General features: G+C 71.0%; 19 protein-coding genes and 5 tRNA genes. 18 read left to right on the top strand and 6 right to left on the bottom strand.

Features of this window, described 5'->3' with window-relative positions; all coding sequences use genetic code 11:
- Window positions 1–60: 60 nt before the first annotated feature.
- Together IE142_RS28010 and IE142_RS28005 are read right to left on the bottom strand one after the other, a co-directional pair.
- Complete coding sequence (locus IE142_RS28010) at window positions 61–474, bottom strand: roadblock/LC7 domain-containing protein (protein ID WP_003973453.1); 414 nt, start codon at window positions 472–474, stop codon at window positions 61–63.
- Window positions 475–483: 9 nt separating this feature from the next.
- Window positions 484–4,302 (bottom strand): sensor histidine kinase, encoded by a 3,819-nt coding sequence (locus tag IE142_RS28005; protein WP_191888328.1) that lies wholly within the window; start codon window positions 4,300–4,302, stop codon window positions 484–486.
- Between the two features lie 601 nt (window positions 4,303–4,903).
- Between IE142_RS28005 and IE142_RS28000 the strand changes: the two genes are divergently transcribed.
- The 9 genes from IE142_RS28000 to IE142_RS27960 all read left to right on the top strand — a co-directional run bounded on the left by IE142_RS28000 (window position 4,904) and on the right by IE142_RS27960 (window position 9,001).
- On the top strand, window positions 4,904–5,092 hold the full coding sequence (locus tag IE142_RS28000; protein WP_191888327.1) for a hypothetical protein: 189 nt from the start codon (window positions 4,904–4,906) through the stop codon (window positions 5,090–5,092).
- Window positions 5,093–5,262: 170 nt separating this feature from the next.
- Complete coding sequence (locus tag IE142_RS27995) at window positions 5,263–6,048, top strand: fumarylacetoacetate hydrolase family protein (RefSeq protein WP_191888326.1); 786 nt, start codon at window positions 5,263–5,265, stop codon at window positions 6,046–6,048.
- A complete protein-coding gene (gltX, locus tag IE142_RS27990; protein WP_191888325.1) occupies window positions 6,041–7,525 on the top strand; it encodes a glutamate--tRNA ligase in 1,485 nt (494 codons plus the stop codon). Before IE142_RS27995 ends, gltX begins: the two co-directional genes overlap by 8 nt.
- Window positions 7,526–7,650: 125 nt before the next feature.
- Window positions 7,651–8,385 carry an HAD family hydrolase gene (locus IE142_RS27985; protein ID WP_191888324.1) on the top strand — a complete coding sequence of 245 codons (735 nt, stop codon included), beginning with the start codon at window positions 7,651–7,653 and terminating at the stop codon, window positions 8,383–8,385.
- A 93-nt stretch (window positions 8,386–8,478) separates the two neighbouring features.
- Window positions 8,479–8,550 (top strand) — tRNA-Gln (locus IE142_RS27980).
- A 39-nt stretch (window positions 8,551–8,589) separates the two neighbouring features.
- Window positions 8,590–8,662 (top strand) — tRNA-Glu (locus IE142_RS27975).
- 62 nt (window positions 8,663–8,724) lie between these two features.
- A tRNA-Glu gene (locus IE142_RS27970) sits at window positions 8,725–8,797 on the top strand.
- 20 nt (window positions 8,798–8,817) lie between these two features.
- Window positions 8,818–8,889, top strand: a tRNA-Gln gene (locus IE142_RS27965).
- 39 nt (window positions 8,890–8,928) lie between these two features.
- A tRNA-Glu gene (locus IE142_RS27960) sits at window positions 8,929–9,001 on the top strand.
- Between the two features lie 142 nt (window positions 9,002–9,143).
- Here the strand turns inward: IE142_RS27960 and ndgR are convergent.
- The gene (gene ndgR / locus IE142_RS27955) at window positions 9,144–9,860 is read right to left on the bottom strand and encodes an IclR family transcriptional regulator NdgR (RefSeq protein ID WP_010984119.1); all 717 of its coding nucleotides are present in this window, start codon (window positions 9,858–9,860) and stop codon (window positions 9,144–9,146) included.
- 197 nt (window positions 9,861–10,057) lie between these two features.
- Between ndgR and leuC the strand changes: the two genes are divergently transcribed.
- The 4 genes from leuC to IE142_RS27935 all read left to right on the top strand — a co-directional run bounded on the left by leuC (window position 10,058) and on the right by IE142_RS27935 (window position 13,385).
- Window positions 10,058–11,485 (top strand): 3-isopropylmalate dehydratase large subunit, encoded by a 1,428-nt coding sequence (gene leuC / locus IE142_RS27950; protein ID WP_191888323.1) that lies wholly within the window; start codon window positions 10,058–10,060, stop codon window positions 11,483–11,485.
- A gap of 5 nt (window positions 11,486–11,490) precedes the next feature.
- Window positions 11,491–12,084 carry a 3-isopropylmalate dehydratase small subunit gene (gene leuD, locus IE142_RS27945; RefSeq protein ID WP_191888322.1) on the top strand — a complete coding sequence of 198 codons (594 nt, stop codon included), beginning with the start codon at window positions 11,491–11,493 and terminating at the stop codon, window positions 12,082–12,084.
- A 276-nt stretch (window positions 12,085–12,360) separates the two neighbouring features.
- Window positions 12,361–12,591 carry an SCO5555 family protein gene (locus IE142_RS27940; RefSeq protein ID WP_043379514.1) on the top strand — a complete coding sequence of 77 codons (231 nt, stop codon included), beginning with the start codon at window positions 12,361–12,363 and terminating at the stop codon, window positions 12,589–12,591.
- 137 nt (window positions 12,592–12,728) lie between these two features.
- Window positions 12,729–13,385, top strand: a complete 657-nt coding sequence (locus IE142_RS27935; RefSeq protein WP_191888321.1) for an HU family DNA-binding protein — start codon at window positions 12,729–12,731, stop codon at window positions 13,383–13,385.
- Window positions 13,386–13,501: 116 nt separating this feature from the next.
- On the opposite strand, the gene IE142_RS27930 is transcribed toward IE142_RS27935, so the two are convergent.
- Both IE142_RS27930 and cofC read right to left on the bottom strand, forming a co-directional pair.
- The gene (locus IE142_RS27930) at window positions 13,502–13,705 is read right to left on the bottom strand and encodes a hypothetical protein (protein WP_043379509.1); all 204 of its coding nucleotides are present in this window, start codon (window positions 13,703–13,705) and stop codon (window positions 13,502–13,504) included.
- A 9-nt stretch (window positions 13,706–13,714) separates the two neighbouring features.
- Window positions 13,715–14,353, bottom strand: coding sequence for a 2-phospho-L-lactate guanylyltransferase (cofC, locus tag IE142_RS27925; RefSeq protein WP_191888320.1), 639 nt, complete (start codon window positions 14,351–14,353; stop codon window positions 13,715–13,717).
- 143 nt (window positions 14,354–14,496) lie between these two features.
- Here cofC and IE142_RS27920 point away from each other — a divergent pair, with 143 nt between their 5' ends.
- From IE142_RS27920 to IE142_RS27910, 3 genes are all read left to right on the top strand, one after another.
- Window positions 14,497–15,309 carry a lysophospholipid acyltransferase family protein gene (locus IE142_RS27920; RefSeq protein WP_191888319.1) on the top strand — a complete coding sequence of 271 codons (813 nt, stop codon included), beginning with the start codon at window positions 14,497–14,499 and terminating at the stop codon, window positions 15,307–15,309.
- Complete coding sequence (locus IE142_RS27915) at window positions 15,306–16,316, top strand: NAD(P)H-dependent glycerol-3-phosphate dehydrogenase (RefSeq protein WP_191888318.1); 1,011 nt, start codon at window positions 15,306–15,308, stop codon at window positions 16,314–16,316. Before IE142_RS27920 ends, IE142_RS27915 begins: the two co-directional genes overlap by 4 nt.
- 92 nt (window positions 16,317–16,408) lie before the next feature.
- On the top strand, window positions 16,409–17,581 hold the full coding sequence (locus IE142_RS27910) for a D-alanine--D-alanine ligase family protein (protein WP_191888317.1): 1,173 nt from the start codon (window positions 16,409–16,411) through the stop codon (window positions 17,579–17,581).
- A gap of 231 nt (window positions 17,582–17,812) precedes the next feature.
- On the opposite strand, the gene IE142_RS27905 is transcribed toward IE142_RS27910, so the two are convergent.
- Window positions 17,813–18,046 carry an Lrp/AsnC family transcriptional regulator gene (locus tag IE142_RS27905; RefSeq protein WP_019328745.1) on the bottom strand — a complete coding sequence of 78 codons (234 nt, stop codon included), beginning with the start codon at window positions 18,044–18,046 and terminating at the stop codon, window positions 17,813–17,815.
- Window positions 18,047–18,275: 229 nt separating this feature from the next.
- On the opposite strand from IE142_RS27905, the gene IE142_RS27900 reads away from it, so the two are divergent.
- Together IE142_RS27900 and thiD are read left to right on the top strand one after the other, a co-directional pair.
- The gene (locus IE142_RS27900) at window positions 18,276–19,244 is read left to right on the top strand and encodes a thiamine-phosphate kinase (protein ID WP_043379495.1); all 969 of its coding nucleotides are present in this window, start codon (window positions 18,276–18,278) and stop codon (window positions 19,242–19,244) included.
- The gene (gene thiD / locus IE142_RS27895; RefSeq protein ID WP_191888316.1) at window positions 19,241–20,038 is read left to right on the top strand and encodes a bifunctional hydroxymethylpyrimidine kinase/phosphomethylpyrimidine kinase; all 798 of its coding nucleotides are present in this window, start codon (window positions 19,241–19,243) and stop codon (window positions 20,036–20,038) included. Before IE142_RS27900 ends, thiD begins: the two co-directional genes overlap by 4 nt.
- Window positions 20,039–20,378 lie beyond the last annotated feature (340 nt).

The raw sequence follows: 20,378 nt of genomic DNA, 5'->3' as shown, positions 1-20,378 counted from the left end.
CGGTGGGGGGATTGTGGCGGCCGGACGGTGATTTGGTGACACGGGTGGTGCCGGGGCCGATCAGTGGAGCAGACTTCCTTGTAGCTCAGCGCGCAGGTCAGGCGTCAGGACCGCGCCCGCGCGGTCGACCAGGAGCGCCATCTCGTAGCCGACGAGGCCGATGTCACACTCCGGGTGGGCGAGGACGGCCAGCGACGAGCCGTCCGAGACGGACATGAGGAAGAGGAACCCGCGTTCCATCTCCACGACCGTCTGTGCGACGTTGCCGCCCTCGAAGATCCGGGACGCCCCGGCGGTCAGCGAGGTCAGGCCCGAGGCGACGGCCGCGAGCTGGTCCGCGCGGTCGCGAGGGAAGCCCTCCGACATCGCCAGGAGGAGTCCGTCGGCGGACACGACGACGGTGTGGGACACCCCCGGGGTGTTGTCCACGAAATTCGTGATCAACCAGTTGAGGTTCTGTGCCGCCTGGCTCATCGGGCTCAACTAACGCTCCTGCTGGTGAGAGGGCCGCGGGTAGCTGCCGGTCTGGTTGGTACCGGCCTGACGGCCCTGTGCGATTCCCCGACGGAGATTGGTCAGCCGGCCGCGCACGTCGTCGGGCGCACGGGAGACCTGCGGACCGTTCTGGTTCGACTGCTGCTGAGCCGTGCCCGGGACCAGGTTGGCCCGGGGCACCCGGCGCGGCAGGCCGGAGGTGGTGATCCCGCCCGCGGCCGGCTGCCGGACGCGCTCGGCCTGCCGTACGAGGTCGTCGTTCGGCGAGCTGCGCCAGGCGGAGGCGGCGGTCCGCTGGGGGGCCGCCGGGTTCTGGGGCTGGACGGCCTGCGGCCCCGGGGCCGTGGCGGGGGCGTTCTGCTGATCCCGCGCCTCACGGTCGCCCTGGAACCAGTTGGTCTCCAGCGTGTCGTACAGCGGGGTACGGCCGTCGCCGGGGCCGGAGGCCGGGGGCAGTGCCCAGCCGTCGTTCGGCCGCTGCGCCGCGGTTCCGGTCCGGGGCTCTTGAGCGGCGGGACGCTGCGGCGGCGCGGGCGGCTGCGGGGCGGCGAGGTCGTTGCCGCCCGTGCCGCCGAACTGCGGGGGTTCGAACTGGCCGGTGGTGTCCGGGGTCTGGCGCTCCGAAAGGCGGTGCTGCCCGGTCGAGCCGTTGTCGTAGTCCTGGGCGAAGCCGCCGGTCGAGGCCGGGTCGTCCGGACCCGCCTGCCCCGGCTGTTCGCCGAAGACGTCCGAGCGGACGAAGGTGCCGTTCTGCTGCGGGGCGGCCGGCTCGGGGCGCGCGAACTGGTCGTTGCGCGGGGCACTCGTGCCGTACTGGTCCTGACCGAACGGGTCCTGGGCCGGCTGGGCGAACCGGCCGGTGCTCTGCGGGTCCTCCTGGCGCGGCGCCGGGGCGTCGAAGTCCGGACGGGCGAACTCGGCGGTGGCGCCGGGGCCCTGGACCTCGCCGAGGCTGGGGACGGCCGGCATCTCCGTGGTCGAGCCGGGACCCTGCCGGTCGTCGTGGCGCGGCTTGCGGTCCGTACGGCCGCTGTCCGGCTCCTCGTGGCCGCGCGGGCCGTCGAGCGAGGCGCGCGGCACGGACGGCTGCGCGTTCTCGTCGCTCCAGCTGGGCGTGCGGGGCTGCGGGTTGCCGCCGGGCAGCTCGGCCCGTGATCCGCCGCGCGGCGGCAGCTGAGGACGGCGGCCCTGCTCACCGTCGGCGTTGCCCCGGCGCTTCCCGCGCTGCGGCGGTGCGGAGGGACCGCGTCCGCCGCCGAACATGTCCTGGCCCTGCGGCGTGTTGCCCTGCGGCGCGTTCATGCCCGTGGCCTGCAGGCCCTGCGGGGCACCGGGCGCCTGTCCGGCACCGGCCGGGGCCGGCCGGTTCTGCTGCCCGGGGTCCGCGGAAGTCTGGGGTCCGCGCGCGCCGCCCGGCGCACCCGGGCGACCGCCCGCGTCACGCCCCGGCAGTGCGGCCCGCGGTCCCTGGCCGGCGGCGAGCCGGCCGCCGCCCGGCGCACCGGCGCCGAGGGCACCGCCACCGCCGAAGGCACCGCCGCCCTGGCCGCCACCGCGCCGGGCCGCCGCGACACCCGCGGCCGCCTGGGCCGCGGCCGGACCGCCGTTGCCGGCGCCCTGCTGACCCTGCTTGGGCTGCGGCTTGCGGCCGCCCTGGGCGACGTCGACGGGCAGCATGACCAGCGCGGTCGTACCACCGGAGTCGGACGGACGCAGCTGGATGCGGATGCCGTGGCGCTGCGAGAGGCGGCCGACCACGAACAGGCCCATGCGGCGGGAGACGGAGACGTCCACGGTGGGCGGCGCGGCGAGCCGCTCGTTGATCGCGGCGAGGTCCTCGGGGGAGAGGCCGATTCCGGTGTCGTGGATCTCGATCAGTACCCGCCCGTCGGGCAGCGCGTGACCGGTGACCTTGACCTTGGTCTGCGGGGAGGAGAACGAGGTGGCGTTCTCCAGCAGCTCGGCGAGCAGGTGCACGAGGTCGTTGACCACCCGGCCGGCGACCTCGGTGGTCGGCACGGAGGCCAGCTCGATGCGCTCGTACTGCTCCACCTCGGAGGCGGCGGCACGGAGCACGTCGACCAGCGGGACCGGCCGGGTCCAGCGCCGGCCCGGCTCCTCACCGGCGAGGACGAGGAGGTTCTCGCCGTTACGGCGCATGCGCGTCGCGAGGTGGTCGAGCTTGAAGAGCGAGGAGAGCTGGTCCGGGTCGGCCTCGCGGGACTCCAGTTCGGAGATGAGCGAGAGCTGACGCTGGATGAGGCCCTGGGAACGGCGCGAGAGGTTGGTGAACATCGCGTTGACGTTGCCCCGCAGCAGGGCCTGCTCGGCGGCGAGGCGGACGGCCTCGCGGTGCACGTCGTCGAAGGCCGCGGCCACTCGGCCGATCTCGTCCCGGGAGTGCACGCCGACCGACTCCACCGAGGTGTCGACGTCCTGCGGGTCGGTTTCGGAGAGCTGCTTGACCAGCTCGGGCAGGCGGTCCTGGGCGACCTTGGTCGCGGTGTCCTCCAGCCGGCGCAGCGAGCGGATCATGGAGCGGGCCACGACGAAGGCGCCGACCAGGGAGACACCGAGCACCAGCAGGATCACGACACCCGAGATGATCGCCTCGCGCTCGGACTCGCTGCGCAGCTCACGGGCCTGCTGCTCCATGTCCTCCAGCAGCTTCAGCTCGATGTTCTTCATCTGCTGGATCTTGGTGGAGCTGTCGTCCAGCCAGTCCTGGTAGGACCGCACCTTCAGGTCCGCCAGGCCGTTGGTCTGGCCCAGGGCCCGGCTGGCGTACTGGTCGGACGACTCGATCACCGGGTTGCCCTCGGAGATCGGCTTGAGCAGCTCTTCGGCGCCGTCGCCGTAGATGCTGGTGAAGCTGCGGATCTCGGACGACTGGCTCTGCAACGCCGACTGCGCGTAGAGCCGGTCGTTCTCCGCGAGGTCCGGCTTGCTGGTGGTGTTCGCGGGGAGCGCCGCCGCGAGGGCCGCGCGCTGGATGGACGCGTACTCCTTGGCCGAGGAGAACGACGCCAGGGCGCGCGTGCGCTGGATCATCTCGGGGTTGCTGGTCGCCTCCGCCATGTCCTGCGAGAGATCGAGCAGGTGGGTGATCAGGCGGTGGTAGGCCTCGATGGTCTGGGTCGAGTTGCCCTCGGCCTCGTAGGCGGTGCTGCGGATCCGTTCCAGGTCGTTCAGGTCGCCGGCGAGGCCGACGAGGCTGTCGCGGACGCCGACGAGGTTGCCGTCCTTGCTGGCGGCGTCGATCGCCTCGGAGCTGTCGAGGAAGTTCTTGCGGGCCCGGTCGGTCTTCTCCCGGTCGCCCTTGACGGCGATCGCGCCGGACGACGAGCCGTGGGCCAGCGGACCGGCGGACTGGTCGCGCTCCTCCTGGAGCGCGGCGGCCAGCTCGGTGGCCTGCTTGGTCATCTCCGTCAGCAGCTTCATGTTGTCGAGCTGCTGGATGTCGTCCATCGACTGGCTGATGCGCATCGCGCCGAGCGAGGTGGCCGCGACCACCGGGAGCGCGAGCAGCGACACCAGACGGGTGGAGATCCGCCAGTTGCGCAGGGCTATTCGCGGGCCGGGGCCGGTCGAGCCCTTGGCCGGCTTCACGGGCGGCTGCTGGCCGGAAGCGGGGGAGGTCGCGCCCTGGCCGGGGCGCCCGGTGCCGTCCCCGTTGTCGCTCGACTGGGCCTGGCCCGGGTTCTGGGCGTGCTGGGGCGAGGAGCTGACGGCCTTGGGGCCAGTCCCGCCGTGCTGCGGCTCCGGCTCCGCCGAAGCGCTGCCATCCCTCTTGAAACGTCCCTGCACTAGCGTCGCAACCTCTGGACCAGGCACCCGGCCGCGTGAGCGACTGGGCACGGTGTCGGCGTCATAGGGGCGCCCTGAAAACGCCCCCGTTGTGGTCGTGAGTGACCGGCGCTGGTTCCCCCTTCTAGCCGCCGCTCGGCGCTGGTGTGCGCCCCCTGTGCGCCGGCTCGATCCCGCGGCGGTCCGTGGAATTCCAGCACAGTGCCGGATCTCCAACAAGGCCCATGGGGCAGGCCGTGACACAGGTGACAGCACGTGAGGGTCGAGTCACCGGACGTAGAAAATGATCAACAACAAAAGGGGCGTATGCCCGCGATTCGTCGATGTGGAGAGGGTGTCCCAGTCGACATGATCAGGAGCGGAATGATGGCTTCAGGTGGGTAATGTCGGTTTCGTCAGGGTGCTGCGCGAGCCGGAATTGACCGGTTTGACCCTTGATAAGTGAGCAAACTCACATGCCGATCATGGGCCCCGCCCGGGGAGGCGGGGAATCGCATGTTTAGCCTGACGCTTTACAGAGAAGGCAAAACCGACAACCCGCGCCCTCGCAGGGGTTCTTGCACCTCTCCGGCGCCCGGACACGACAAGGTTCCGTACAACCGTGAAGACGACGATGATGTTCCACAAGATCGCCAACCCGCGACGCACGACGCTGGCGCACCTCGACGGCGCCGACGGACTGCAGACGCCGGAGCAGCCGGAGCACGCCGTCGAGCTCCCCGCCCAGACCGCCAACCCCCGCCGCACGGTCCTCATGGAGATGCCGGTCGGAGCCTCCGCCGCGAAGTAGTACGCCGGCCGGCCGCCGCACGTTCAGCCGGCCGCACGGAACACCAGGGCGCCCGCGCCACGACAACCCCTCCACCCGGGCCACGTCGGTGATGCGCGAGGCGCCCGCCCTTCGCCGCGTTAGCCTGGAGCGTCAGACTCCAGCCAGCTCAGCAAGGGGCCAAGCAACCCGTGCGCATCGCCAGGTTCTCCATCGACGGGAACGTCGCCTTCGGCGCGGTCGAGGGCGACCAGCCGGACCAGCTCGTCCTGGACATCATCAAGGGCATCCCGTTCGCGGACTTCGAGCTCTCCGGCACCAAGGTGCCCCTGAGCAAGGTGCGGCTGCTGCCGCCCGTCCTCCCCAACAAGGTCGTCGCCTTCGGCCGCAACTACGCCGAACACGCCCGTGAACTCGGCAACGAGGTGCCCGACGCCCCGTTCGCCTTCTTCAAGCCGTCCACCTCGGTCATCGGCCCCGGCGACGCCATCCAGTACCCCTCCTTCTCCGAGGAAGTGCACCACGAGGCCGAGCTCGCCGTCGTCATCGGCCGCATGTGCCGAGAGGTCCCGCGCGACCGCGTCAAGGACGTGATCTTCGGCTACACCTGCGCCAACGACGTCACCGCCCGCGACGTGCAGCGCCGCGAGAAGCAGTGGGCCAGGGCCAAGGGCTTCGACTCCTCCTGCCCGCTGGGCCCCTGGGTGGAGACGGACATCGACATCGCGGCCGCGGCCGACCTGACCATCCAGCTGACGGTCAACGGCGAACAGCGCCAGCTCGGCCGCACCAGCGAGATGATCCACTCCATCGAGGACCTGATCGTCAACGTCTCCGAGGCCATGACGCTGCTCCCCGGCGACGTGATCCTCACGGGCACCCCGGCTGGGGTCGGCCCCCTCAACGTCGGCGACGAGGTCGCCGTCACCATCGAAGGCATCGGCACTCTCACCAACAAGGTTGTCAAGCGTGGCTAGCGCACCCGGCTCCCCAGTACGCGTCCGATTCTGTCCCTCCCCCACCGGCAACCCCCACGTGGGCCTGGTCCGCACCGCCCTGTTCAACTGGGCGTTCGCCCGGCACCACCAGGGCAGGCTGGTGTTCCGCATCGAGGACACCGACGCGGCCCGCGACTCCGAGGAGTCGTACAACCAGCTCCTGGACTCGATGCGCTGGCTGGGCTTCGACTGGGACGAGGGCCCCGAGGTCGGCGGCCCGCACGCGCCGTACCGCCAGTCGCAGCGCATGGACATCTACAAGGACGTCGCGCAGAAGCTCCTGGACGCCGGCCACGCCTACCGCTGCTACTGCTCGCAGGAGGAGCTGGACACCCGCCGCGAGGCCGCCCGCGCCGCCGGCAAGCCCTCCGGCTACGACGGCCACTGCCGCGACCTGAGCGACGCGCAGGTCGGGGAGTACAAGGCCCAGGGCCGCGAGCCCATCATCCGCTTCCGGATGCCCGACGAGACGATCACCTTCACGGACCTGGTCCGCGGCGAGATCACCTACCTCCCGGAGAACGTCCCGGACTACGGCATCGTCCGCGCCAACGGCGCCCCCCTCTACACGCTGGTCAACCCGGTCGACGACGCCCTGATGGAGATCACCCACGTCCTGCGCGGCGAGGACCTGCTCTCCTCCACCCCGCGCCAGATCGCCCTGTACAAGGCGCTGATCGAGCTGGGCGTCGCCAAGGAGATCCCCGTCTTCGGCCACCTGCCGTACGTCATGGGCGAGGGCAACAAGAAGCTTTCCAAGCGCGACCCGCAGTCGAGCCTGAACCTCTACCGCGAGCGCGGCTTCCTCCCCGAGGGCCTGCTCAACTACCTCTCCCTGCTCGGCTGGTCGCTCTCCGCCGACCAGGACATCTTCACGATCGAGGAGATGGTCGCGGCCTTCGACGTCTCCGACGTCCAGCCCAACCCGGCCCGCTTCGACCTGAAGAAGTGCGAGGCGATCAACGGCGACCACATCCGCATGCTCGAGGTGAAGGACTTCACCGAGCGCTGCCGCCCGTGGCTGAAGGCCCCCGTCGCCCCCTGGGCGCCCGAGGACTTCGACGAGGCGAAGTGGCAGGCGATCGCGCCGCACGCGCAGACCCGCCTGAAGGTCCTCTCCGAGATCACGGACAACGTCGACTTCCTGTTCCTGCCGGAGCCGGTCTTCGACGAGGCGTCCTGGACCAAGGCCATGAAGGAGGGTTCGGACGCCCTGCTCCGCACCGCCCGCGAGAAGCTGGACGCGGCCGACTGGACGTCCCCCGAGTCCCTGAAGGAGGCCGTCCTGGCCGCCGGCGAGGCCCACGGCCTCAAGCTCGGCAAGGCCCAGGCCCCCGTCCGCGTGGCCGTCACCGGCCGCACGGTCGGCCTGCCCCTCTTCGAGTCCCTGGAGGTCCTGGGCAAGGAGAAGGCGCTGGTGCGGATCGACGCGGCGCTGGCGAGGCTCGCGGCCTGACGCGCACGGCACCCGCGCCCTCGGGGCGGCCCCGGACTTCCGGGGCCGCCCCCTCGCGCTTTCCTGGAGCCGCCCCTTCGCCGTACGGCCGGACGCGGCGGGCCCGGCGGCGTTACCGTCGGACCATGAGCATTCGCGCCGTGGTCTGGGACGTGGACGACACCCTCTTCGACTACACCACCGCCGACCGCGAGGGCATGCGCGCCCACCTGGTGGCTGAGGGGCTGCTCGCCGGGTACGGGACGGCCGAGGAGGCCCTGGCGCGCTGGCGGGAGATCACCGACCAGCAGTGGGCCAGATTCGCGGCCGGTGAAGCCGACTTCGTCACACAGCGCCGCGACCGCACCCGGGTCTTCCTGGGCCGGCCGGAGCTGACGGACGCCGAGGCCGACGACTGGTTCCAGCGCTACGTCACGCACTACGAGGCCGCCTGGTCCCTCTTCCCGGACGTGATGCCCGTCCTCGACGCCCTCGCCGACAGCCACCGGCACGCGGTGCTCTCCAACTCCAGCCTCACCGTCCAGGACCGCAAACTGCGCGTCCTCGGGGTGCACGACCGCTTCGAGGCCATCCTGTGCGCCGCCGAGCTGGGCGTCTCCAAGCCCGAGCCGGGCGCCTTCCTCGCGGCCTGCGACGCCCTCTCCCTCGCCCCCCGGGAGGTCGCCTACGTCGGCGACCACCCGGAAATCGACGGCCGAGGCGCCGCCGACGCCGGGCTGCTCTCGGTGTGGATCGACCGCGGCGGTGCCTGCGCGACCCTCGATCCGCCCGCCGGACCGCGCCGTATCGCGTCGCTCTCCGAACTCCCGGCGCTCCTCGGTGCCGATACCCGTTTTGGAGCCCCGTCCACCTTCGGGTAATGTTCTTTCTGCGCCGCCGGGGAGCGGGCCGAAAGGGCCGGGAACCGGAAGCGCGAAGCTAGAACAAGATCCCCCCAGGGGCTTGCGTTCCAGTGGCCTATGGTGTAATTGGCAGCACGACTGATTCTGGTTCAGTTAGTCTAGGTTCGAGTCCTGGTAGGCCAGCTCGCAGAGCTTATCTGCACCGCGGAGAACATCCGCAAAGCCCCCGTTGTGTAGCGGCCTAGCACGCCGCCCTCTCAAGGCGGTAGCGCCGGTTCGAATCCGGTCGGGGGTACAGATCCTTCCCGCGGGGACGGTCAGGGTAGCTCCCGCCGACCCCGATGCAGGATCGCTAGGGCCCCCGTTGTGTAGCGGCCTAGCACGCCGCCCTCTCAAGGCGGTAGCGCCGGTTCGAATCCGGTCGGGGGTACAAACTGGTCTAAACCACATTGGTCTATGGTGTAATTGGCAGCACGACTGATTCTGGTTCAGTTAGTCTAGGTTCGAGTCCTGGTAGGCCAGCTCGCAGAGCTTATCTGCACCGCGGAGAACATCCGCAAAGCCCCCGTTGTGTAGCGGCCTAGCACGCCGCCCTCTCAAGGCGGTAGCGCCGGTTCGAATCCGGTCGGGGGTACGAGTCCGAAGGGGGCTCCCACTCAGGTGGGAGCCCCCTTCGCGTTTGGCTCCGGGAACCGCTCAGCGCTCAGGGGCGAACAGGCAGGGCTCGCCGCGGCGTTGAGGCGGGCCCGTTCCCGGTCGCGTACCCGGGAGCCGGGTCAGCCCGTGCGGCGCAGGGCCTCGGAGAGGCGGCCGGCGGCGTCGATGACCGCCTGGGCGTGCATCCGGCCCGGGTGGCGGGTGAGGCGCTCGATGGGGCCGGAGACGGACACGGCGGCGACCACGCGGTTGGAGGGGCCGCGCACGGGCGCGGAGACGGACGCGACGCCCGGTTCCCGCTCGCCGATCGACTGGGCCCAGCCCCGGCGCCGTACGCCGGACAGGGCCGTCGCCGTGAAGCGGGCGCCCTGGAGGCCGCGGTGGAGGCGCTCGGGCTCCTCCCAGGCCATGAGGATCTGCGCCGAGGAACCGGCCTTCATCGTGAGCGTCGAGCCGACCGGGACCGTGTCCCTGAGGCCGGACAGGCGCTCGGCCGCGGCGACGCAGATGCGCATGTCGCCCTGGCGGCGGTAGAGCTGGGCGCTCTCGCCCGTCACGTCACGGAGGTGGGTGAGCACCGGGCCCGCCGTGGCGAGCAGACGGTCCTCGCCGGCCGCCGCGGCCAGCTCGGCCAGACGCGGGCCGAGAATGAAACGGCCCTGCATGTCGCGCGCCACCATGCGGTGGTGTTCCAGCGCCACGGCCAGGCGGTGGGCCGTGGGTCGTGCCAGTCCGGTCGCCGCGACCAACCCCGCGAGGGTGGCCGGGCCGGACTCCAGAGCGCTCAGGACGAGGGCCGCCTTGTCCAGAACGCCGACGCCGCTACTGTTGTCCATGCAACGATACTCCCGTCTCACTCTGTGAAACGCAAGTTCAATTTTCCGTGGAACCCGCCACTCTTGACGGCAGGAAGTCACAGCGGCCCGTGACGAAAGGGCCTGGTGGCGGTCGCCCGGAAACACAGGGGTGAGGGCGCCGCTTCCCCAAGATCTCTAGTTGGGCCGTCGCGTTGTCGCCGGCCGGAGGGAAAGCGATGGGTAGGACACTCGCGGAGAAGGTCTGGGACGACCACGTCGTCCGGCGCGCCGAGGGCGAGCCCGACCTCCTCTTCATCGATCTGCACCTGCTGCACGAGGTGACCAGCCCGCAGGCCTTCGACGGCCTTCGCAAGAGCGGCCGCCCGGTGCGGCGGCTCGACCTGACCATCGCCACCGAGGACCACAACACCCCGACCCTCGACATCGACAAGCCCATCGCGGACCCGGTCTCCCGGGCCCAGCTGGAGACGCTGCGCAAGAACTGCGCGGACTTCGGCGTCCGGCTGCACCCGCTGGGCGACGTCGAGCAGGGCGTCGTGCACGTCGTCGGCCCGCAGCTGGGCCTGACCCAGCCCGGCACCACCGTGGTCTGCGGTGACTCCCACACCTCCACGCACGGGGCCTTCGGCGCGCTGGCGTTCGGTATCGGCACCTCCCAGGTCGAGCACGTGCTGGCCACCCAGACGCTGCCCATGGCCCGCCCGAAGACCATGGCGATCACCGTCAACGGCGAACTGCCCGAGGGCGTCACGGCCAAGGACCTGATCCTCGCCATCATCGCGAAGATCGGCACCGGTGGCGGCCAGGGCTACATCCTGGAGTACCGGGGCGAGGCCATCGAGAAGCTCTCGATGGAGGCCCGGATGACCATCTGCAACATGTCGATCGAGGCCGGCGCCCGCGCGGGCATGATCGCCCCCGACGAGACCACCTTCGCCTACCTCCAGGGCCGTCCGCACGCCCCCGAGGGCGCCGACTGGGACACGGCGGTCGAGTACTGGAAGACGCTGCGCACCGACGACGACGCCGAATTCGACGCCGAGGTGGTCATCGAGGCCGCCGAACTGTCGCCGTTCGTCACCTGGGGCACCAACCCGGGCCAGGGTGCGCCGCTTTCCGCCGCCGTCCCCGATCCGGCTTCGTACGAAGACGCCTCGGAGCGCTTCGCCGCCGAAAAGGCCCTGGAGTACATGGGTTTGGAGGCCGGGCAGCCGCTGCGCTCCATCAAGGTGGACACCGTCTTCGTGGGTTCCTGCACCAACGGCCGCATCGAGGATTTGCGCGCCGCCGCCGAGATCGTCAAGGACCGGAAAGTCGCCGACGGCGTGCGAATGCTGGTCGTCCCCGGATCCGCGCGGGTGGGCCTGCAGGCCGTCTCCGAGGGTCTGGACGTGGTCTTCAAGGAGGCCGGCGCCGAATGGCGGCACGCGGGCTGCTCCATGTGTCTGGGCATGAACCCGGACCAGCTCGCCCCCGGTGAGCGCTCCGCGTCCACCTCCAACCGCAACTTCGAGGGGCGGCAGGGCAAGGGCGGCCGCACTCACCTGGTGTCGCCGCAGGTCGCGGCCGCGACGGCGGTCCTGGGCCACCTGGCCTCCCCGGCCGACCTGTCCGCCGACGTCCCCGCGCCCGCTGGAGTCTGAGAGTCATGGAAGCATTCACCACCCACACCGGCCGGGCCGTCCCGCTGCGCCGCAGCAACGTCGACACCGACCAGATCATCCCCGCCCACTGGCTCAAGAAGGTGACCCGGGACGGGTTCGAGGACGGGCTGTTCGAGGCCTGGCGCAAGGACCCGGAGTTCGTGCTCAACCGGCCCGAGCGGCAGGGAGCGACCGTCCTGGTCGCCGGCCCCGACTTCGGCACCGGCTCCTCCCGTGAGCACGCCGTCTGGGCGCTGCAGAACTACGGCTTCAAGGCCGTGATCTCCTCCCGCTTCGCCGACATCTTCCGCGGCAATTCGCTGAAGAACGGGCTGCTCACCGTGGTCCTCGACCAGAAGGTCGTGGACGCGCTGTGGGAGCTCACGGAGAAGGACCCGCAGGCCGAGGTCACGGTCGACCTCGAGTCCCGTGAGGTCCGTGCGGAGGGCATCACCGCCTCCTTCGAGCTGGACGAGAACGCCCGCTGGCGGCTGCTGAACGGGCTGGACGACATCTCGATCACCCTCCAGAACGAGGCTGACATCGCCGCGTACGAGGCGCAGCGTCCGTCGTTCAAGCCGCAGACCGTCCAGCTCTGATCTCCGGGCCTCCCCGGAGACCCCCGCAAGGGCGAGTTTCGGCCACCCGAGCATCCGGCTGTACCCCCGATCGGACCGATCGGGGGTACAGCCTTTTCTGCGTCCGTCTCCACGTGCGTGCCTCTGCTGTGTCCGACAACTTCCCACGTTAGAGGCGTGGTTGAAGGGGTACGCGGGTCATGGAGGCGCGGTTTCCGGGTGTGGTCGGACGGCCGTCCGAGGCGCCAGTTGCCCCCTGCGCAGGCGACAACTCGCCCCAGATGGCACAATCTGTGCATGGAACACGACGGCCAACTCCAGCTCTATGCGGCGGTCGCGTCCCGGCTCAAGGAAGCGCACACAAGAGTGCGCGCACTGCAAGTCCCGGAGGGCGTACGGATGGCGCTGACCCGGAAGCTGCTGGTCATTACGGCCGCGGCCAAACACGATCTCGCCGGTGCGGCACGGCGCCTGGAGAGGTTCAACGCGGACCTCGACGAGGGTCGTTTCCCCGAAGAGGACGGCTGAACCGGCCGGGGCGGCCCGAGTCCGTTGCGGCACAAGGGTGATTAGCCCGTTTCGTGTTTGATTTGCGGTATATATCTGCCTAACGTGCGAAAAAGCTTGAACACATTCGTTCTGGCGATGTCTCCGAAGGGGAAGACGTGAACAAGGCGCAGCTCGTAGAAGCGATTGCCGACAAGCTGGGCGGTCGCCAGCAGGCCGCCGACGCTGTCGACGCGGTCCTGGACGCACTCGTCCGCGCAGTGGTCGCGGGCGACCGGGTCTCGGTCACCGGCTTCGGTTCCTTCGAGAAGGTCGACCGACCGGCCCGTTACGCCCGCAACCCGCAGACGGGTGAGCGGGTTCGGGTCAAGAAGACGTCCGTGCCGCGCTTCCGCGCGGGTCAGGGCTTCAAGGACCTGGTGAGCGGCTCGAAGAAGCTCCCGAAGAACGACATCGCGGTCAAGAAGGCGCCCAAGGGCAGTCTGTCCGGTCCGCCGCCCACCATTGCCAAGGCCGCGGGCAAGAAGGCCGCCGCAAAGAAGGCCACGGGCGCGGCGAAGAAGACCACGGGCGCGGCCAAGAAGACGACCGCGGCGGCGAAGAAGACGACCGCGAAGAAGACCACCGGGGCCGCGAAGACGACGACGGCGAAGAAGGCCCCCGCCAAGAAGTCCACCGCCAAGACCACCACGGCGGCGAAGAAGACCACGGCCCAGAAGGCACCCGCGAAGAAGGCGACGGCGAAGAAGGCCCCGGCCAAGAAGTCGACCGCCCGCAAGACCACCGCCAAGAAGGCCACCGCCCGCAAGAAGTAGCGACGAGCGGCAGGTCGCAGGGGCACTCACGCGCCGGGCCGGACTCCCTCTCGGAGTCCGGCCCGCGGCGTGTGCGCACCCGGGGCGCGGAGCCCCCGGCCGGTCGGAACGGCCGGTCAGAACGTCTGCAGCGTCACCAGCGTGATCCGGCGGTCCGCGCCCGAGCCCTCGGTCTCGATCCGCACCCGCTGCCCGGGCCGCAGCAGTCTCAGGCCACCCGCGTCGAACGCCGCCGCGTCGAAGGGCACCGGTGTGCCGTCGTCGAGCAGCACCTGCCCGCTGCGCTCTTCCGGGTCGTACGTGTATGCGGTCGCCTGCATGGCGGCAGCCTACTGCCCGGCGGTCAGCAACCGCGCCGCGACCGCGGCCGTACGGGGCCCCACCCCCAGCGCCAGCGCGGCGCGCAGATCGCCGCCGGTGTCGACGTCCTGCCGTACGGAATCCACCCCTTCGAGCCGCAGTTCCACCGCGCCGGACGTGCGGTGGCGAGCTCTGGAATCCATGCCGAATTCGGGATCCAATTCGCGGCCCGGCGCCGCGGCCAGCAGGGTCGTGCCGATTCCGGCGGCATCAGCGAGAAAGGCGCGCGGGAATTCCGTGGCCGCCGCCAGTACGCGCGCCAATTCGGCCGGCCGCAGTGCGGGAAGATCGGCGTTGAGCGCGGCCACCGGGCGTGCGGGACGCGTCGCCCGTACCACGGCCGCCCCGTGCGCCAGGGCAGCGTTCAGACCGCCGCCAGGCTCGTCCGGGACGACCCCGGCGCCGAGCTTCGCCAGCTCGCGCCCCGCCCGGACGTCGTCCGTGACGACTGCCACATCCGCCACCTCCGGGCAGGCCAGCGCGGCCGTCACGGTGTCCTGGGCGAACGCCAGCGCGAGGCTCGGCCGCACCCCGTCGTGCGCGGTGTCCGCCAGCCTGCTCTTGGCCCGGGCGAGGGGCTTCACGGGTACGACCAAGGTCCACTGCACGAGCGTTCCGTCCTTCTCTCGTCGCCGCCATTGTCACCTGGGGGATCCGCCGGTTCACTCGCCGGGGCGTACGGTGTTCTCGACAGACGGGCGGCCCGGGGCGACACTTGTCCGGCCCCAGGCCCTGGAGGAAAGGTGTCAGCGTGCCCCGCCGCAGAATCGGCTTCTGGTACCGCTTCGCCGCGGTGATCTGCAAACCGCCGCTCGTGGTTCTGATCAAGCGGGACTGGCGGGGAATGGAGAACATTCCGGCCGACGGTGGATTTATCACCGCCGTGAACCACAATTCGCACGTCGACCCTTTCGCATACGCGCACTACCAGTACAACACCGGGCGCGTCCCGCGATTCCTGGCGAAGAGCGGGCTTTTCAAGAAGGGATTCGTCGGTGCCGCGATGCGGGGCACCGGACAGATCCCCGTCTACCGCGAGAGCACGGACGCGCTCAGCGCCTTCCGGGCCGCGATCGACGCCGTGGAACGCGGCGAGTGCGTCGCCTTCTACCCCGAGGGCACCCTCACCCGCGACCCGGACGGCTGGCCCATGACCGCCAAGACCGGTGCCGCGCGCGTGGCCCTGCAGACCAAGTGCCCGGTGATCCCGGTCGCCCAGTGGGGCTGCAACGAACTCCTGCCGCCGTACGCCAAGAAGCCCCACCTCCTCCCGCGCAAGACCCACCGTGTGCTGGCGGGCCCGCCGGTCGACCTGTCGCGGTTCTACGACAAGGAGATGACCGCGGAGGTGCTGAAGGAGGCCACCGAGGTCATCATGGCCGCCGTCACCCGCCAGCTGGAGGAGATCCGCGGCGAGAAGGCGCCCGAGACGCCCTACGACCCCCGCCGCGAGCGGATCGAGCAGCGGCGCCGTACGCAGGCCCAGAACCGGCGCGGCGAACAGGCGCCGGGCGAACAGAAGCAGTACGAGCAGCCGCAGCAGGCGGAAGGGCAGAGCACGTGAGCGACCCCGTCAAGGCGGCCGTCTTCGGCACCGGGTCGTGGGGCACGGCCTTCGGCATGGTCCTCGCCGACGCCGGCTGCGACGTCACCCTCTGGGGGCGCCGCGCCGAACTCGCCGACGCCGTCAACTCCACCCGGACCAACCCCGACTACCTGCCCGGCGTGGAACTCCCCGCGGGCCTGCGGGCCACCACCGACGCCGCCGAGGCCGCGCGGGGCGCGGACTTCACCGTCCTCGCGGTCCCCTCCCAGACCCTGCGCGCCAATCTCGCCGAGTGGACGCCGCTGCTGGCGCCCGGCACGGTCCTGGTGTCGCTGATGAAGGGCGTCGAACTCGGCTCCGCGATGCGGATGAGCGAGGTCATCGAGGACGTCGCCAAGGTCGGCCCGGAGCGCATCGCCGTGGTCACCGGGCCCAACCTCGCCCGCGAGATCGCCGCCCGCATGCCGGCCGCCGCCGTGGTCGCCTGCCCCGACGAATCGGTCGCCCGGCGCCTCCAGACCGCCTGCCACACGCAGTACTTCCGCCCGTACACCAACACCGACGTCGTCGGCTGCGAGCTGGGCGGCGCCGTGAAGAACGTGATCGGGCTGGCCGTCGGCATCGCGGACGGCATGGGCCTCGGCGACAACGCCAAGGGCTCCCTCATCACCCGCGGCCTCGCCGAGACCACCCGCCTCGGAGTCGCCCTCGGCGCCGACCCGCTGACCTTCTCCGGTCTCGCCGGGCTCGGCGACCTGGTGGCGACCTGCTCCTCGCCGCTGTCCCGCAACCACACCTTCGGCACCAACCTGGGCAAGGGCATGACCCTCCAGGAAACCATCGCGGTCACCAAGCAGACCGCCGAAGGCGTCAAGTCCTGCGAGTCCGTGCTGGATCTGGCCCGCAGGTACGGCGTCGACATGCCGATCACCGAGACGGTCGTCGCGATCGTCCACGAGGGCAAGGCTCCGGTGGTCGCGGTCAAGGAGCTGATGTCGCGCAGCGCGAAGCCCGAACGACGCTGAGCGACACGCGGTGGGAGCCCGGGTTCCGCTCGCGCCACGCGGCCCCGCCGACGCTGTCTCGCGGCACCTCGGGCGGGTACTCTCAACGCGATATGAGCACCGAGAACCTCCCCCAGAGCCCCGAGCAGAGTCCGGAGCAGCAGCCCCCTCGCAAGCCGCGTGTGGCCGTCGTGTTCGGCGGGCGCAGCTCCGAACACGGGATCTCCGTGGTCACCGCCGGCGCCGTCCTCGCCGCCATCGACCGGACGAAGTACGACGTCCTGCCGATCGGCATCACCCGGGACGGCCGGTGGGCCCTGACCGCCGACGAACCGGAACGCATGGCGATCACCGACCGCCGTACGCCCGACGTCGAGGAACTGGCCGAGTCGACCGAGGGCGGCGTGGTGCTCCCCGTCGACCCGGCCAACCGCGAGGTCGTCTACAGCGAACCGGGCTCGGTGCCCAAGGCGCTGGGCGAGGTCGACGTCGTCTTCCCCGTGCTGCACGGCCCCTACGGCGAGGACGGCACCCTCCAGGGCCTGCTGGAGCTGTCGGGCGTGCCCTACGTCGGATCGGGCGTGCTCGCCTCGGCCGTCGGCCAGGACAAGGAGTACATGAAGGCGGTGTTCACCTCCTACGGACTGAAGGTCGGCCCGTACGTGGTGATCCGCCCCCGCGAGTGGGAGCAGGACCGTTCCGCCGCCCGCGAGAAGGTCGTCGACTTCGCCGGCGAGCACGGCTGGCCGCTGTTCGTGAAGCCCGCGCGCGCGGGTTCCTCGATCGGCATCACCAAGGTCGACGACTCCTCCGGCCTCGACGAGGCGATCGAAGAGGCCCGGCGCCACGACCCCAAGATCCTCATCGAGGCGGCGTTGCGCGGCCGGGAGATCGAGTGCGGGGTTCTCGAGTTCGAGGACGGCCCCCGGGCCTCCGTCCCCGCCGAGATCCCGCCGCCCTCGGAGCACGCGTACTACGACTTCGAGGCCAAGTACATCGACTCCACGCCCGGTGTCGTCCCCGCCCCGCTCACGGAGGAGGAGACCACCGAGGTCCGGCGCCTCGCGGTCGCGGCGTTCGACGCGGCCTCCTGCGAAGGGCTGGTGCGCGCGGACTTCTTCCTCACCGAGGACGACGAGTTCGTGATCAACGAGATCAACACCATGCCGGGCTTCACGCCGATCTCCATGTACCCGCAGATGTGGCAGGCGACCGGAGTGAGCTACCCGGAACTGGTGGACCGGCTGGTCCAGGCAGCGCTGCGGCGCTCCACCGGACTGCGCTGACCCCCCACCCGCGCACAGTACGGAAGGCGATCCCCTCGGGGATCGCCTTCCGCAGTATGATCAGCGGGTTTCCCCAGCCCGCCACCCGTCGGCGGCAGCACCATGTCCGGGTTCCGGTACAGCTCGGTGACCTCGTGTCCGGGCCGGGAACCACCGCCGACTCGCCGTCGTCTGCTGAGGGACAGCCTGCGGTGATGATCCGAGTGGCGAGAGCGAGCGGGCGGAAGGGGGCTAGAGATGAACGACCGGACAGGTCAGAGTACGGGTGATGCCGTCCACTTGCTGGACCTTGGCGACCACCATGCGACCCAGCTCGTCGACTGTGTCGGACTGGGCGCGAACAATGACGTCATAGGGTCCTGTCACGTCCTCGGCCTGGATCACTCCAGGGATCTTGCTGATCGTCTCGGCGACTGTCGACGCCTTGCCGACCTCGGTCTGGATCAGGATGTACGCCTGTACCACGGAACCTCCAGAGCGGCCACGAGGATCATGTGGGGGAAAAGGAACGCCACGGTATCGCGTCGCCGCTCTTCACGGGGAGACCCGCGGGGCGCGGGCCGTTCGCGCCGTGGGGCCGCGATGACACGAGTTGACGAGCACGCCGACGAATGGCGACGGTCATTTCGACCGTAATGAGGACAGAGATGACGCGCGACCGGGCACGGACAGGGACAGAAGGGGAGTCAAGGCAATGAAGGGCACTGTTGGTGAGCTCGGGGAGTTCGGGCTCATCAGGGAGCTCACCTCCCGTCTCACCACCACCCCGGCGGTCCGGGTCGGCCCCGGCGACGACGCCGCGGTGGTGGCCGCGCCCGACCGCAGGGTCGTGGCCAGCACCGACATCCTCGTCGAGGGTCGGCACTTCCGCCGCGACTGGTCCACCGCGTACGACGTGGGCCGCAAGGCCGCGGCGCAGAACCTCGCCGACATCGCCGCCATGGGCGCCGTGCCGACCGCGCTGCTGCTCGGCCTGGTCGTCCCCGCCGAACTGCCGGTGACCTGGCCGACCGAGCTGATGGACGGGCTGCGCGACGAGTGCCAGGTCGCGGGCGCCTCCGTGGTCGGCGGCGACGTGGTGCGCGGTGACACGATCACCGTCTCCATCACCGCGCTCGGTGACCTGCGCAACCAGGAGCCCGTCACCCGGGGGGGCGCCCAGCCCGGCGACCTCGTCGCGGTGACCGGTTGGCTCGGCTGGTCCGCGGCCGGGTTCGCCGTCCTCTCCCGGGGATTCCGCTCGCCGCGCGCCTTCGTCGAGGCCCACCGGCGACCGGAGCCCCCGTACCACGCGGGACCCGCCGCGGCCGGGCTCGGCGCCACCGCCATGTGCGACGTGAGCGACGGACTCATCGCCGACCTGGGCCACATCGCGGAGGCCAGCAAGGTCAGGATCGACATCCGCTCGGGTCAGATCGACATCCCGACCCAGATGAACGACATCGGCCAGGCGGTCGGCGTCGACCCCATGCAGTGGGTGCTCACCGGGGGAGAGGACCACGCGATCGTGGCGACCTTCCCGCCGGACGTGAAGCTGCCCGCCCGCTGGAAGGTGATCGGCGAGGTCCTCAACCCCTCCGCGCTGCCCCAGGTGACCGTCGACGGGGCGCCCTGGACCAGCAAGGGCGGCTGGGACCACTTCGGCGGGGACGTGGAGTCATGACACTGCCCCTGGTCCTCACCGTGGCCGGCTCCGACTCCGGCGGCGGCGCCGGCATCCAGGCCGACCTCAAGACGATGCTCGCCCTCGGCACCCACGGCATGAGCGTGCTCACCGCGGTGACCGCGCAGAACTCCCTCGGCGTGCAGGGCGCCTGGGAACTGCCCGTGGAGGCGGTGCGCGCCCAGTACCGCAGCGTCGTGGACGACATCGGCGTCCAGGCGGTCAAGACCGGGATGCTCTCCTCCGCCGAACTGGTCGAGACGGTCGCCGAGTTGATCGGCGGCACCGACGCGCCCGTGGTCGTCGACCCGGTCGGCGTCTCCAAGCACGGGGACGCGCTGCTCGCCGCCTCCGCGCTGGACTCCGTCCGCACCAAGCTCCTCCCGGTCGCCACCGTCGCCACCCCGAACCTCGACGAGGTCGCCCAACTCGCCGGCGTTCGCGTCGAGTCGGACGCCGATCTGCGCCGGGCCGCGGCGGCCGTGCTGGAGTACGGGCCGCGCTGGGTGCTGATCAAGGGCGGCCACCTCGCGGGCGACGCCGTGGACCTGCTCACCGACGGCTCCGAGGAGCACTGGCTGCGTGCCCCGCGCCTCGACAACCGGCACACGCACGGAACCGGCTGCACCCTCGCGTCGGCCGTCGCCTGCGGGCTGGCGAAGGGGTGGTCGGTGCCCGACGCGGTCTCGGCGGCCAAGGAGTACGTCACCGGTGCGATCCGGGCCGGATTCGCGCTCGGCGGCGGCATCGGGCCCGTGGACCACGGCTGGGCGCTCGGGCGCGACCTTCCCTGAGTCCGGGGCCGGGGGCCGCCCTCTCCGTGAGCCGCTCGGAGTGGCGGGCCGTCGGCCGTGCGGCGAGCAGGCGGTACCTGCGGCACGGCTGCGGGCACGGCGCCCGGTGGGCGGGGTGAAGAACGGGTCCGGGTTCCCGGAGACGTTCTGACAGCCCCTGGCGAACCCTCGGAGCGGTGTCCCGTACTCAACGAACGCGGCGCGGTGGCCGGCGCCCGTCAGGGCCCCAGTCCCCCGGCGAGGACGTATGCGCCGACGACCGCCGTGCCCGTGCCGCCCGTGGTGGTGAGTCGTCGGCTCGCCGCGGAGGATCTCGACGTCGCCGGTCATCATCTCGGCG

The organism is Streptomyces mutabilis (assembly GCF_014649815.1).
GTDB lineage: Bacteria > Actinomycetota > Actinomycetes > Streptomycetales > Streptomycetaceae > Streptomyces > Streptomyces mutabilis.
Note: the sequence above shows the minus strand (reverse complement) of the source record. Positions and strands in the feature narration are given on the sequence as shown.